The following is a 13,088-nucleotide window of genomic DNA, read 5'->3' as shown; positions in this document are numbered from 1 at the left end:
TGAATTGAACCTATGGCAGTCAAAAAAGCGCCCACCCAAGTGTGGGCGCCAGGGCGTTATTTGCCGCTGTACAGATTCAAATCGCCAAAGTGTTTTTTCTGGATCGTGGCGTAGCTGCCATCGTCGTGTAACGCTTTGATACCTTTGTTCAAAAGGTCTTGTAGATCTTTGTTACCTTTTTTCAGGCCGATCGCAGTTTTGGCCGGTAGCAACTCGCTGTCCACGGGCTTGCTGACTTCGTAATCAGCGCCTTGCGGGGTTTTCAAAAAGCCCAGTTCGGCTTGCAGCATGTCCTGGATCGATGCATCCAGACGGCCTGAAGTCAGGTCGGCATACACTTGATCCTGGTTGGCATAGGCCTGAGTGGTAACCCCGGCTTTGTCCAGCACTGCCTTGGCATAGGCCTCCTGGATGGTGCCTTGCTCATAACCGACCTTTTTGCCCTTCAGCGATTCAGGTGTGGCGTCCAGCCCCGCGCCCTTTTTGAACACCAGCGCGGTTGGGCCGGAGAACAGTTCGTTAGAGAAATCGATGACCTTTTCCCGGGCCGGGGTCACGGTCATGGACGAGATCACACCATCGAATTTGTTGGCTTTAAGCCCGGGAATGGTGCCGTCGAAATCGGTTTCGACCCATTTGCATTTCACTTTCAGCTCGGCGCAGATGGCATTCCCCAGATCGATATCGAAGCCCACCAGGCTGCCATCGGCGGCCTTGGATTCAAACGGTGCATAAGACGGATCGACCCCGAAACGCAGCTCTTTATAGTCTTTGGCCAATGCGGTGCCTGCTGCCATGGATAAAGTCAGTGCAGAGAGGACCAGAAATGCTTTTTTCATTATTCAATCCCTAAAACCAATGGGCGCTTGTGGCGCGTGATGACTGCTACTGGAGTGCTACGTCAGGTCAGAAGTAGCAAGTTCCGAACCACAGTGGGACAGGGGGTGGATTAAAGGGTGAGGCAGGCCAGTCAAGCGACGGCCAGTGCCCGAAAAAAGCGCGTGATAAAACGTGCGCACACAAACAGTGCGCGGCCAGTTTTATTTGTGGGAGTTGGCAGGTTTGCTCCCACAGACCGGATTGTGCGGTGGCACTCAGTCTGTGGGAGCCGGCAATGGCATTAACCGCTTGCAGCGTTTTATTTGCCGGGAACCAGGGTCAAGCGGGTCTTGCCGTACACCTTGTCGAAGTTCTGCGGTTGCATCGGGAAGCTGATGTACTGGCCCTTGAGCCAGGGATCGATGCCATCGGTGTAATGTGGACTGGCGGGGTTGCTGGACTGTCCGGTGCTGTTTTGGCCCATCATCGGTTCAATCTGACCGAAGTCGACGATCATGCGCATGGCCGGGATCAGCGTGGTCTCGAAGCCGCTTCCGCCAACGTTGTAAGCCGCGATATTCAGGGTGCTCTGGTCGCCGCCAGCCGCAACGGGGCCACGCACAGTCTGGCCATCGGCATTGCGCCACAGGTAGTAATGCAATTTTCCCCACTGCCAGGCCTTGTGATCAGCGCCCATCAAGCTGTCGCCGGCGTTGATGGCGGCTGCCAGGCTGCGGGCCAGAATGGTTGGTTTATCTTCTTTTTGCGGGGTGCGAATGTCGTCCCAGAACGGGCTGTCCTCGCGCCCAAGCAAGTGATCGGCCTGTGCCGAGTACGACAGCCCGCCGTTGGCGATAAAGGCCTTCCAGCTGGCACTGGTTTCTGGCCCGAGCTCATCCAGGAAGATCTGCCTGGTGCTTTCTTGCAAGAACAGTTCGTACAGCGCGGCATCCGCCGAGGCCGGGCCGAGTTTGCCGTCAAACGCCATTAACCGGCCAAGGGCCTCGCGGGCCTTGCCCTGATCAGCCGCAGGCAAGGCGGCGATCGCCTGCTTCAGCGGCTGCGCCATGCCGGGAGCAGTAAACATGGTTTTTAATTTGGCAGCGAACAGGGTGGTCTGGTCGTACTGCATCGCGATCATGCTGCGAGCGTCCTGTTTGCCACTGCCGGCCAACTGCGCAAGGCGCTCGCTGCGCTCCGGGGATAACCACGAGTTGGACAGCTGCATGCCGTAGCCATAGGCAGCGGTGCGCTGGTTGGCCGTCCCCAGCCAGCCTTGTGCCGGGTCCTGGTCATAGGGATGCAGCATCGGATCGGCGTAGCCGTCCCAGTCGTAGCGGCCGTCCCAGCCCGGCGAGGGGAACAGGCCAAGGCCTTCACGGCGGTTGGGGTACAGCCCGGTCACTTGCCAGCCAATGTGGTTCGCGTCTGCGTACAACAAATTCAGCGCCACAGCGCGGATCTCGCGGCTGGCATCAGAGGCTTTCTCACTGTCCTGGGCGCGGGACAGGTCGAAAAAGGCATCAAGGGTTTTGTCGCCCTTCAAGTCGGGGGTTTGTAACGCCAGGCCCAGGCTGGCGTTTAAATCGGCCGCAGTGCTCCAGGAACTGTTGAGCAACGGTCCGTGGCGCGTTTCGTAAATGGTTTGACGAATCGGGCGCTGACCTTTGACGAAAAAGGTCTCGTTACGCACGGTTGCGGGCAGCCATTTGCCGTCAGCCAGGTAATACAGGCTGTTGCCCTGACGCTTGAGTTTTTCCAGGAATACATCCTGGTTATCACCCATGGCCATGCTCATGCCCCAGGCTACCTTGCCGTTGAACCCGGAAAACAGGGTTGGCAAGCCGGCGATGGAAGCACCTGCGGCCTGATATTTAGGTGCGCGTATTTGCACATAGCTCCAGGCCGAAGGCACACCGATGGGCTGGTGGATGTCGTTGGCCAGCAGGCTTTTGCCGCTGCGGCTGCGCTGCGGGCCAATCGCCCAGTCGCTCGACGCCGTGACTCCGGGCAGACTCAAGCGAGTGACTTGTTCAAGGGCCTGGGTCACAGCGCTTAATCCAGGCAACTGGCTGCCCGGGATCAATCCTTTGAGTTTGTCTGCTTCGCCTGTGGCCAGGGCTTCATTGGGGTAGGTCGGCGTCAGCCAGGGCAGCTTGGCGGTACCGGCTTTTTGCGCCAGGACCAACGAATTGAGCTCTTCCTGCAAATTGACCGACATGGAGAAGTTCAGCAGGCTGAAAATCAGCGCTGAATCTTCAGGCTTCCAGTACTCGATTTTATAGCCGGCTTGCGCCAGATCGGCCGGGAGCTTGTCGCGATAACGGAACAGGTAGGCGTTGACCCCGCGGGCGTACACCTCAAAGAATTTCTTTAGCCGTGGCGAAGCGCTTTTATAGAGCTCGCCAGCGTTCTTTTTCAGGTTAACGCTGCGCATCAACCGGTCGCTGTCCAGTGCATCGACGCCGTTCAACTCAGCCAGCCGGCCCTGGGCCAGCAAGCGTAAACGGACCATCTGGCTGATACGGTCGCTGGCGTGCACGTAACCAAGGGTGAACAGGGCGTCATGAAAGCTGCTGCTTTCGATCAGCGGCATGCCCTGACTGTTACGGCGTACAGACACATTCTGCGCCAGGCCTTTAAGCGGCTGTACACCGGAGGTCGGGACCAGGCTTTCTGAGGAGTGGTTGTTTATCTGGCAACCAGTCAGGCCCAGCAGGCCGACCACTGCCGCGGCAACGCCGAACCGGGGTAAGAAATGTGTAAGGGCTGGCGAGGCCATGGCAAAGCTCCTGCGGGGGGAATGTCATCGAAAGGCGCTACGTTAGTGAGGCCGATGACGCCGCGCAAGCGCTATCTCAAAGGGTTCCAGAGGGGCTGTGTTCAGTGCGCCCGGCCAGTTTTACCTGCGGATGAAAGTTTTGCCGGGACAGGGCAACTTTGCAGGGCCACAAACAAACACGCCGCACGTGCCCAAGGCAGGTGCGGCGTGTACAAGCAGCCTGGAAACTATCAGGCGCCGTGGCACTTCTTGAATTTTTTGCTGCTGCCGCATGGGCACGGATCGTTGCGGCCAACGTCTTTCAGTTCGTTGCGCACGGGCTCTTGGGGCGCGTGGCCGCAATGAGGGCCATGTACGTGACCGTGGTCGTGGTGGTCATGGGCGTGATCATGCTGCTCATGATCGTGGTTGCAGTCCGGGCCATGAACGTGGGGTTGTTGGGTCATTACTCAATCACTCTGGAATAAAATCGGCAGGGATTATCTCGCCTTTGCGGGTCAGGTGCACGTCGTTACCGTAGAAAAGGCCGGTCTCCAATGTGCCATCCAGCCGATAGGGGATGGGTTGGTCAGGAGATTCAAGCAATTTGATCAGCGGGCGCACCTGCGGCCACAGGTTGGTGCGCACCGGCACCACGAGCACGGCGTGGCTTTTTGCCTCGACGCTGAACCACTGGCTGTACTCCCCCTCGGCCAGTTTTATGGCGTCCAGCTGAATCCTGTAGGTCAGGCCGCGTACGGTCAGCGTCGAGTCGTTGGGGTTGTCGATCCGAAAGTACAGTTTGAAGCGCTGCTCCAGCATTTTGGCCTTGACCAGCTCTACGCGCACCAGATGTACGTCCGGGTCTTTTTCACCCGAGTCAAACCAGGAGGCGCAACCCGACAGCGCCAGAATCATCATCAGGGCAATTGTTCTTGTTATTCGAGCCCGAGAATCCATTCCTTAATTCCTCTTTTGTCTCAGTTGCCCAGATAGCTGGCGCAGCACTTTTTGAACTTGAATCCGCTGGCGCAAGGGCAGGCATCATTTCGCCCGACCTTAAGTGGCACTGTGGGATCAATGAAGTACCAGCGTCCAGCACTTTGTACAAATGATGACTGCTCGCGATGACTATGTTCGCCGTTGGCATCGTGCCAGCGTGCAGTAAAGGTCACAAAGGCATGTTCGGGTTGACCGCCGAAAACTTCGCTGCTTTCAACTTCCAGTCCCAGCCAGGTGCTTTGCGCGCTCCAGTCGCCAATGGACTGACAATCGAGGCCGGCCTGCTGTATTGGCAGCGTGGTACTGACCAGATAATCAATCAAGCCCAGGACATAGGCGCTGTAACGCGAACGCATCAGCGTTTCTGCGCTTGGGGCCGGGTGTCCGGCGTGATAGTGCCCGCAGCAGGCGTCGAGCAAGTTGCCGCTGCCACAAGGGCAAATGGATGTACTCATCGGCTTACCACCAATATTTGCCAAAATTTTCCGGATTGGCCCAGAATCTGGCATTCAGCCAGTCGGGTACTTGTTTGTACTCGCGCAAATCGTAAGTGAACAGGGTCAGTACCTGTTCATCGCGCTGAAAACGCTCACTGCTTTGCAGGGCAAGCGAAAAGAAATCGGTGTCCTTCCAGTTACAGGCACTCAGATCCGCCAGCACTGCAATGCGGCTGGCGTTCAGGTTGCGAATTCCGCCCAGTAGTTCCAGCCCTTCGCGCTTGGGCAGATGTTCCAGACAGTCGATCACCAGGGCCAGGTCAAAGCGCTGTGCGGCCAGTTCTGCCGGTAAAGCCCCGGGGGCCGCGTGGGCGACAACAACTTCGGGGTGAGTCTGTGCAAAAGCTGCCAGCGCCGGAAACTGGCTGGCGCCGACCACGAGCAGGCGTTGTGGCGCAGAACGCTCAAGCAGCGCCGCCAGTGCTTGCTGGGGTGTACGGGTAGAAATACCAGACGTCATCGAAAGTCCTCAATCAGAGCCCCAAGACTAGCGTGCTGAAGCCCCGGGGCCTAGTGGGCACTTGTCCGTGCATTGCCTTTGCTGGCGCATAACCCCGGCGCGGTCTTTACTTTCGGGGCATCGGCCCAATGCCGACCCCCAGGAGAGACCCCATATGAGCATCATCAGGACAGCCGTACCTTTGATTGTTCTCACCAGTGTATTAACGGGTTGCGCCGGTTTGCAAAAAACCGACTGGCCTACCTGTGCTGCTGTAGGTGGCGTTGGCGGAGCGGCGCTGGGGGCGATAAACAGTACCGCCTGGGCGGGCGGCGGTGCGGTATTCGGTGCCGGCATGGCCGCGGCTTACTGCTGGGTGCACGGCGATGGCGACGCGGATGGCGACGGAGTTCCGGACAGCCGTGACCAATGTCCGAACACTCCGAAAGGGGTGAAGGTCGATGCCGCAGGCTGCCCGATAGTGGCGGTTGTGGTGGTTGAAGAGGTGGTGATAGTTAAAGAAGAAACCATCGTGGTACGTGATGTTCACTTCGAGTTCAATTCGGCCAGACTGACCGCCGCCGACAAGGAAAAACTCAATGTGATTGCGACGCGGCTGAAAAAAGACGCGGCCAATGCTCAGCTTAAAGTCACAGGCTATACCGACAGCGTGGGCAAGGAAGCTTACAACCTCAAACTGTCCCAAGAGCGCGCGCACTCTGTGGTCGAGTACCTGATCAGCAGCGGTATACCACGCAGCCAGTTCGTATCCGTGGCCGGCGCCGGTGAGTCGAATCCGGTGGCCAGTAATCAAACACCGGAGGGCCGTGCCCTGAACCGTCGTACCGAGATAAAAATCATTCGTTAAACCGGCCTCGGCGCTCTGGCGAAAGCCTCAAGCCAGAACGATATCTTCAAGGTCCGCAGGGCGCCCGGGTTTGATCAGACCAATCAACCCCGGGCTGTTTTTTTGCAAGGTTCACTGGCGCCGGCCTCCTGCAAGCCGTTAATGTGCGCTCAAAGAAAAACATAAAAGGGCAGGGGTATGCAGGTACTTAGGGGGCTGGGGAAAGTGTTGATGCTGTTGTTCTGGGGGATTGCGCTGAGCAACATTTACAAGCCGCTGATCAACCCGCTCGATTTACTGATTAATCTGGCTGGCAGTCTGTTACTGCTGACCCATGTACTTGAATTGCTGTTGTTCAATAGCAGTCTGCGGGACCGTCCGCACCCTTGGCGTGACCGCCTTTACATCCTTCTGGTTGGAATCCTTCACGTGCAAACCCTTGGTACTTCTTCAAAGCGAGACGACAGCCATGCGTAAACTTTGTCTGTTGGCCGCCTTGTGCAGCCCTTTTGCCCATGCCGACGTGGTCATGGTGCAAGCCAACTCCCTGATGCGCCTGCCGGGTAACGCCAGTGTGTTGCAGCTGGAAAAACTCGAAGTGGCGGACTACGGCACGCTGCTGATTCCCGCTGGCGTCACCCGGGTCGACATCGACCAGTTGCACCTTGGGCGTGAGGCGCGCATCACCCTGGTGCCTGCCGAGCCTGGCATCGAGCTGCGGGTTGGCCGGGCCGAGTTTGACGAAGGCAGTCAAATCAATGCCCGAGGGGCTCCGGGCACCTTTGAAAAGCCTGCCCGAGCGGCACGGGATCTGAGTGTACGGATTGAATCGCTGCAAGCACCGCAATTGCTCATTGATGCCCGTGGCGGCACGGGAGCGCCGGGTTTTTCCGGGCTTGATGGTGGTAATGGCCAGGCGCCGGGTTGTACCTGGGGTGCGGCGGGTGCCGGGGCCAATGGCGACGACGGAGGTAATGGTCAGGCGGGTGCGGCGGGTGCACGGGTACGGGTTGAACTGCCGCGCGACTACCCGGCGGAGCTGATCAGCGTGCGGGTGGATGGCGGGGCAGGGGGCAAGCCGGGCGAAGCCGGGCGTGCGGGCGCTGGTGGCAAATCCAAGGGTTGTATTGTGTACCGTACCGACGGCGGAAAATCCGGTCGCCCGGGGCTGGCCGGACAACCGGGCGATGCCGGAGCCGCCGGCATGGTGACCATTGAGCGTTTGTAACGGTAATACGCCACCTTTGATCTAGAGCCCTGCCGGGAAGCCCGGCCTCCCGGCAGGGCAGCCCTTAAAACATGGGGCGGGCCGCCGCAATGGCTACCAGCACCAGCCCTACGATCAAGTTACATCCCACCAGGCGCCTGATCCGGCCCATGACCGCCGCACCTGCGGCCCACTGCTGGTCCTGCACGGCTTTGCGCAACTCCGGCAGTTGCAGAGACTGAATCCGGATAAACAGCGCCACCATCACAATGTACAAGCCCATCATTATCTGGACATAACGCGGGGCGGTTTCGAAACCGCTGAAGCGCATCTGCAGCAGCCCTACACCGCTTATCGGCAAAATCACCACCGCCAGCCATACCCAGACAAAAAACCGTTGAAACACTTCTACCCACAGTTTTAACCGCACAGGGCCTTCAAGGGCCGTCACAGCTGCCGGGCGCAGGATCATCCAGGCAAAAAACATCCCTCCCACCCAGATCAGGGCGGCCAGTAAATGCAGGCTGTAGGCGAGGCTAAAGGCGGTCATTGGGGTACTCCGTGCGGCGCAGGATGAATTAGCGGGGTATGATAGCGGCCATTCGAACCACTGAAAATTTATCCAGCGTTTCTCGCGCCCGAAGAACCATGATTAGTAACGAACTAAAATCCCAGATCCAGGGCGCTTACTCGCGTTTTCTCGAAGCCAAGAGCCTCAAACCACGCTACGGCCAGCGTTTGATGATCGCCGAAGTGGCCAAAGTGCTGGGCGATATCGATACCGATGAAGAAGGCCACCGCAGTGGCGAACCGGCTGTGGTCGCCGTCGAGGCCGGCACCGGTACCGGCAAGACTGTCGCCTATAGCCTGGCCGCCATCCCTACGGCCAAGGCCGCCGGCAAGCGTCTGGTTATCGCCACGGCGACCGTGGCCCTGCAAGAGCAGATCGTCTATAAAGACCTCCCCGACCTTATGCGTAACAGCGGGCTGAATTTCAGCTTTGCGCTGGCCAAAGGCCGCGGGCGTTATATGTGTCTGTCCAAACTCGACATGCTGCTGCAAGAAGGCCACGCGCAAACCGCGACGGCGCAGCTGTTCGAGGAAGAAGGCTTCAAGATCGAAGTGGATGAGGCCAGTCAGAAGCTGTTCACCAGCATGATCGAGAAGCTTGCCGGCAATAAATGGGACGGTGATCGCGACAGCTGGCCCCAAGCCCTGGAAGACCAGGACTGGGCGCGCCTGACCACCGACCACAGCCAGTGCACCAACCGGCATTGCCCCAACTTCGGCCAGTGCGCCTTTTACAAGGCTCGCGAAGGCATGAGCAAGGTGGACGTGATTGTCACCAACCACGACATGGTTCTGGCGGATCTTGCGCTGGGCGGCGGTGCAGTGCTGCCTGACCCCCGTGACACGCTGTACGTGTTCGACGAAGGTCACCATTTACCGGACAAGGCCATCGGCCATTTCGCCCACTACACCCGTTTGCGCTCAACGGCCGACTGGCTTGAGCAAACGGCCAAAAATCTCACCAAACTGCTTGCCCAGCATCCGCTGCCGGGTGACCTGGGGCGTTTGCTGGAGCAGGTGCCGGAGCTGGCGAAAGAGATCAAGGCCCAGCAGCAGTTCATGTTCACTGCCTGTGAGCAGGTGGCCGACTTCAAAGTGGGCGAAGAGCCTGAAGGTCGTGAGCGCCCGCGTCATCGCTTTATCGGCGGCGTGATCCCCGATCACATGCGTGAAATGGGGATCGAGCTGAAGAAAGGCTTTTCGCGTCTGACCGACCTGTTCACCCGTCTGACAGAAATTCTCAAGGACGGCATGGACGGCGAGGTCAATATTGGCATCACCAGCAACCAGGCCGAAGAATGGTATCCGCTGTTTGGCAGCCTGCTGTCCCGCGCCCAGGGCAACTGGGAGTTATGGACCGCTTTTACCACCGAAGACCCCGAGGACAACCCGCCCATGGCGCGCTGGATGACCCTGGCTGAAAGTGGTTCGCTGTTTGATATCGAGGTCAATGCTAGCCCCATCCTTGCCGCGGAAATGCTCCGTCGCAACTTGTGGAACGTGGCCTACGGAGCCCTGGTCACATCGGCCACCCTGACCGCGCTGGGCACCTTTGACCGTTTCCGCATGCGTGCCGGGCTGCCCAAAGCCGCCGTCACGGCAGTGGTGCCGAGTCCGTTTCATCATGCCGACGCCGGTGTCCTGCGGGTGCCGGACCTCAAGGCTGACCCGCGGGATGCCGTGGCCCATACCGCGGCGATCATTCGCGACTTGCCCGCTCTGGTAGAAGGCTCGCGGGGTACGCTGGTGCTGTTTTCCTCGCGCAAGCAAATGCAGGACGTGTTTGACGGTCTGGAGCGCGACTGGCGCAAGCAGGTGTTTATCCAGGGCAACCTGTCGAAACAGGAAACCCTCAACAAGCACAAGGCACGGGTGGATGGCGGGGACTCGAGCGTGCTGTTCGGCCTGGCCAGTTTTGCCGAAGGGGTCGATTTGCCCGGCGCCTATTGCGAGCACGTGGTAATCGCCAAAATTCCGTTTTCGGTGCCTGATGATCCTGTGGAAGCGGCGCTGGCCGAGTGGATCGAAGCGCGGGGCGGTAATCCGTTCATGGAGATTTCGGTGCCGGATGCTTCGCTCAAACTGGTTCAGGCCTGCGGCCGTCTGCTGCGTACCGAACAGGACCGCGGCACCATTACATTGCTCGACCGGCGGCTGGTCACCCAGCGCTATGGCAAGGCCATCCTCAACGCCTTGCCGCCTTTCCGTCGCGAAATTTCTTAAGCCCGGGCCGGCGTCTTTGCCGGCTTTGCTGTCTATGCTGTTTCTTCAACACCTCACAGGCTGTTTTCGGCCGTTTGGGAGAACCTGATCCATATGATTCGCCGTTCGCTGTCTGCTGTTTTTGCGTTGCTGGTCACGACCCCGCTATTGGCGGCACCTGCCGGTCAACAAACCTTGTTCAACTTCGTTCGTCCTGCCGATGTGGTGCAAGTGGCGACCGTGGATGCGAGCTTGCCGCAATACAACGCGGAGCAAACGGCGGAAGGTGAAGTGCTGCGCCGCGTGACCTTTAACCCGGCTGCTGCGCCAAGCCTGCGTCTCACGCCGCAAACCGGCGCATGGGACTGGTCGCAGTCGGGGATGATGACCCTGCGTATCCAGAATGCGATGAACTGGGCGCTCACCCTCGATGTGACCGTGCAAAGCAATAACGGCAAGACCCTCACCAGCCGGGTCGACTTACCTGCGGGACCGGCGCAAACCCTGTTACTGCCGTTGCAGGCGAATTCGCCGTACAGCCAGGGTATGCGCGCGGGACCGCCGATGCCGATGACTGTCGACGGGCAACGTATCTTGCTGGCCAGCACCCAAGGTGCGATTGATCTCAGCCAGGTGGTATCGGTCACCTTGTCCATCCCGCAACCCAATGCCGCGCAAAGCATTTTGCTCGAACGCTTTGGCGTGCAGGATGATGCCGGTGTGATCAAGGCCGTATACGGCTCGATCGTGGATGGCTACGGCCAGTCGACCCGGGCCAAGTGGCCGGAGCGAGTGGCCAATGATGAACAGCTCAAAGCCGCCGCTGCCAAAGAACAGCAGTTGCTCAAGGGCTGGCTGGCCAAACGGGGGGATCAGGACAAGTTTGGCGGTTCGCTCAAAGGTCCGGGGTTCAAGGCTACCGGCTTTTTTTACACCGAAAAACGCAATGGACGCTGGAATCTGGTGACCCCGCAAGGCCATCCGTTTTATTCCTTGGGCCTGAATGCCGTGACGGCCAACGATAGCCAGACCTACGTTGCCGGGCGTGAGTGGATGTTCACCGATCTGCCCGAGCAGGGTGCGCCTCTGGCCGGTTATTACGGTTCATCGAACAGCAACAACGGTAACGGTTCCGCGCAGGGGCGAGGTTACAACGTAGGCCGCTGGTACAACTTCTATGGCGCCAACCTGCAACGGATTTACGCGCAGCCTTGCGACGCCGGCAAAACAGTCCCCGGGGCTGAGCCTGTTATTCCATGTGCGCCACAAGTTATTGATGCCAAGCGCTGGCAGGAACACGCCCTGGATCGCCTGCAAGCCTGGGGCTTTAACACCATCGGCAACTGGAGCGATCCGGAACTGGGGCTCAATGATCGGGTGCCTTACACCTTGCCGCTGTCGATAGTCGGTGACTACGCCAGCATCAGCACGGGTGCCGACTGGTGGGGCGGCATGCCCGATCCGTTTGACCCGCGCTTTGCCATGGCCACCGAGCGCGCAGTGGCGATTGCTGCCCGCGACCATCGGGATGACCCATGGCTGATCGGTTATTTCGCGGACAACGAACTGGCCTGGGCCGGCCCCGGTAATGATCCGGCATCGCGCTATGCACTGGCCCTGGGCACCTTGCGGCTGACCACGGACGTACCGGCCAAACGTGCATTTCTGAAGCAGTTGCGCGACAAGTACCGTAACCAGCAAGGCCTGTCCAAAGCCTGGGGTGTCGATATCCCGGCGTGGGAGCTAATGGAAGACCCGGGTTTCGAGGCGCCGCTGCCCAGCGCCGAGCACCCGGAAATTGAAGCGGATTATCAGTATTTCCAAAAGGTCTTCGCCGATACCTATTTCAAGACCATTTCCGACTCGCTGAAGTGGCATGCCCCGAATCACTTGCTGCTGGGCGGCCGCTTTGCCGTGAGCACACCAGAAGCCGTGGCCTCGTGCGCCAAGTATTGCGACGTACTGAGTTTCAACTTCTATACCCTGCAGCCGCAGGACGGTTATGACTTCGCCAAACTGCGCGAACTGGACAAGCCGGTGATGATCACTGAATTCAACTTTGGCTCCCGCGACCGCGGCCCGTTCTGGGGCGGCATGACCGAAGTGGCCAGCGAAGAAGCCCGCGGTCCGGCCTATGCCAGGTTTCTCAAGCAGGCAGTGGCTGAGCCGTCGATTGTCGGCGTGCACTGGTTCCAGTACCTGGATCAGCCGGTTACCGGCCGTTTACTCGATGGCGAGAATGGTCACTTCGGCATGATCGGTATCACCGACCTGCCGTTTACCGGCTTTGTCGACAGCGTGCGTAAAACCAACCTGCTGGTCCTCGATCAACTCGGCCAAGAGGCCGCCAAGGCCCAGGTCGATGCTGACCAGGCCGCCAAAGCCCCGGTGCATACACCTCAGGATGGCAGCGCTGGAAGCTCTGGCCCGGGCCATGCCGGCGGTCATTCAGGTAAAGGTCACTGATCTGCGAAACCGGGCGGCGAGTCACTGCGTCGCTCCAGGGGGCCTGCGCCCTTCTAGATAGCATTTGAAAACCTGGAGCTTCCATTCAACTGAATGGAGGCTTCGAAATGGATGCGAAAGGGAGGTGGGCAAGTGGGGTCGAAGCCGTTCAGCGTGCACGCATGCGATTCGGGCCCGCTACGACTGTTCTGCGGGGATTTCACAAAAAATCCACTCTCACGCTGATACCTTCTGCGCCGACTGCGTAATGCACAAAAATTGTGCGTTGGTAGCGGTTT

The 13,088-nt window shown here is 59.1% G+C and carries 12 protein-coding genes; 5 read left to right on the top strand and 7 right to left on the bottom strand.

Annotated elements, in window-relative coordinates; all coding sequences use genetic code 11:
- Positions 1 to 56: 56 nt before the first annotated feature.
- The 6 genes from JQ845_RS14590 to JQ845_RS14565 form a co-directional block, all read right to left on the bottom strand.
- A complete protein-coding gene (locus JQ845_RS14590) occupies positions 57 to 839 on the bottom strand; it encodes a transporter substrate-binding domain-containing protein (protein ID WP_003443157.1) in 783 nt (260 codons plus the stop codon).
- 299 nt (positions 840 to 1,138) lie between these two features.
- Positions 1,139 to 3,601: a penicillin acylase family protein gene (locus tag JQ845_RS14585; protein ID WP_203009175.1), complete on the bottom strand. Its 2,463-nt coding sequence runs from the start codon at positions 3,599 to 3,601 to the stop codon at positions 1,139 to 1,141.
- Positions 3,602 to 3,831: 230 nt separating this feature from the next.
- Positions 3,832 to 4,047: an SEC-C metal-binding domain-containing protein gene (locus tag JQ845_RS14580; protein ID WP_003443155.1), complete on the bottom strand. Its 216-nt coding sequence runs from the start codon at positions 4,045 to 4,047 to the stop codon at positions 3,832 to 3,834.
- 7 nt (positions 4,048 to 4,054) lie between these two features.
- Entirely contained in the window at positions 4,055 to 4,540 is a 486-nt protein-coding gene (locus tag JQ845_RS14575) for an LEA/WHy family protein (protein WP_202210319.1), read from the bottom strand.
- Positions 4,541 to 4,560: 20 nt separating this feature from the next.
- Positions 4,561 to 5,037, bottom strand: a complete 477-nt coding sequence (locus tag JQ845_RS14570) for a YchJ family protein (protein ID WP_003443153.1) — start codon at positions 5,035 to 5,037, stop codon at positions 4,561 to 4,563.
- A 4-nt stretch (positions 5,038 to 5,041) separates the two neighbouring features.
- Complete coding sequence (locus JQ845_RS14565; protein ID WP_003443152.1) at positions 5,042 to 5,539, bottom strand: DUF6231 family protein; 498 nt, start codon at positions 5,537 to 5,539, stop codon at positions 5,042 to 5,044.
- Between the two features lie 154 nt (positions 5,540 to 5,693).
- On the opposite strand from JQ845_RS14565, the gene JQ845_RS14560 reads away from it, so the two are divergent.
- The 3 genes from JQ845_RS14560 (at position 5,694) to JQ845_RS14550 (ending at position 7,593) form a co-directional block, all read left to right on the top strand.
- Positions 5,694 to 6,386, top strand: a complete 693-nt coding sequence (locus JQ845_RS14560; RefSeq protein ID WP_010655670.1) for an OmpA family protein — start codon at positions 5,694 to 5,696, stop codon at positions 6,384 to 6,386.
- A gap of 177 nt (positions 6,387 to 6,563) precedes the next feature.
- Positions 6,564 to 6,842, top strand: a complete 279-nt coding sequence (locus JQ845_RS14555; RefSeq protein WP_029612262.1) for a DUF1145 domain-containing protein — start codon at positions 6,564 to 6,566, stop codon at positions 6,840 to 6,842.
- Complete coding sequence (locus tag JQ845_RS14550) at positions 6,835 to 7,593, top strand: hypothetical protein (RefSeq protein WP_003443149.1); 759 nt, start codon at positions 6,835 to 6,837, stop codon at positions 7,591 to 7,593. The genes JQ845_RS14555 and JQ845_RS14550 overlap by 8 nt, the downstream gene beginning before the upstream one ends.
- Before the next feature lie 64 nt (positions 7,594 to 7,657).
- Here JQ845_RS14550 and JQ845_RS14545 read toward each other — a convergent pair whose 3' ends face one another.
- Entirely contained in the window at positions 7,658 to 8,122 is a 465-nt protein-coding gene (locus JQ845_RS14545) for a CopD family protein (protein ID WP_003443148.1), read from the bottom strand.
- 98 nt (positions 8,123 to 8,220) lie between these two features.
- On the opposite strand from JQ845_RS14545, the gene dinG reads away from it, so the two are divergent.
- Positions 8,221 to 10,365: an ATP-dependent DNA helicase DinG gene (dinG, locus tag JQ845_RS14540; protein WP_003443147.1), complete on the top strand. Its 2,145-nt coding sequence runs from the start codon at positions 8,221 to 8,223 to the stop codon at positions 10,363 to 10,365.
- A gap of 93 nt (positions 10,366 to 10,458) precedes the next feature.
- Positions 10,459 to 12,810, top strand: coding sequence for a beta-galactosidase (locus tag JQ845_RS14535; RefSeq protein ID WP_161718228.1), 2,352 nt, complete (start codon positions 10,459 to 10,461; stop codon positions 12,808 to 12,810).
- Positions 12,811 to 13,088: the final 278 nt, after the last annotated feature.

It is taken from the genome of Pseudomonas paraversuta (assembly GCF_904063065.1).
In the GTDB taxonomy this organism is placed as follows: domain Bacteria; phylum Pseudomonadota; class Gammaproteobacteria; order Pseudomonadales; family Pseudomonadaceae; genus Aquipseudomonas; species Aquipseudomonas paraversuta.
The sequence above is the reverse complement of the archived record's forward strand: the minus strand, read 5'-3'. Positions and strand labels throughout refer to the sequence as shown.

Bases quoted from the DNA above. Each gene is read 5' to 3' on its own strand.
- JQ845_RS14590 (WP_003443157.1), bottom strand. From the start codon at position 839: ATGAAAAAAGCATTTCTGGTCCTCTCTGCACTGACTTTATCCATGGCA.
- JQ845_RS14585 (WP_203009175.1), bottom strand. From the start codon at position 3,601: ATGGCCTCGCCAGCCCTTACACATTTCTTACCCCGGTTCGGCGTTGCC.
- JQ845_RS14580 (WP_003443155.1), bottom strand. From the start codon at position 4,047: ATGACCCAACAACCCCACGTTCATGGCCCGGACTGCAACCACGATCAT.
- JQ845_RS14575 (WP_202210319.1), bottom strand. From the start codon at position 4,540: ATGGATTCTCGGGCTCGAATAACAAGAACAATTGCCCTGATGATGATT.
- JQ845_RS14570 (WP_003443153.1), bottom strand. From the start codon at position 5,037: ATGAGTACATCCATTTGCCCTTGTGGCAGCGGCAACTTGCTCGACGCC.
- JQ845_RS14565 (WP_003443152.1), bottom strand. From the start codon at position 5,539: ATGACGTCTGGTATTTCTACCCGTACACCCCAGCAAGCACTGGCGGCG.
- JQ845_RS14560 (WP_010655670.1), top strand. From the start codon at position 5,694: ATGAGCATCATCAGGACAGCCGTACCTTTGATTGTTCTCACCAGTGTA.
- JQ845_RS14555 (WP_029612262.1), top strand. From the start codon at position 6,564: ATGCAGGTACTTAGGGGGCTGGGGAAAGTGTTGATGCTGTTGTTCTGG.
- JQ845_RS14550 (WP_003443149.1), top strand. From the start codon at position 6,835: ATGCGTAAACTTTGTCTGTTGGCCGCCTTGTGCAGCCCTTTTGCCCAT.
- JQ845_RS14545 (WP_003443148.1), bottom strand. From the start codon at position 8,122: ATGACCGCCTTTAGCCTCGCCTACAGCCTGCATTTACTGGCCGCCCTG.
- dinG (WP_003443147.1), top strand. From the start codon at position 8,221: ATGATTAGTAACGAACTAAAATCCCAGATCCAGGGCGCTTACTCGCGT.
- JQ845_RS14535 (WP_161718228.1), top strand. From the start codon at position 10,459: ATGATTCGCCGTTCGCTGTCTGCTGTTTTTGCGTTGCTGGTCACGACC.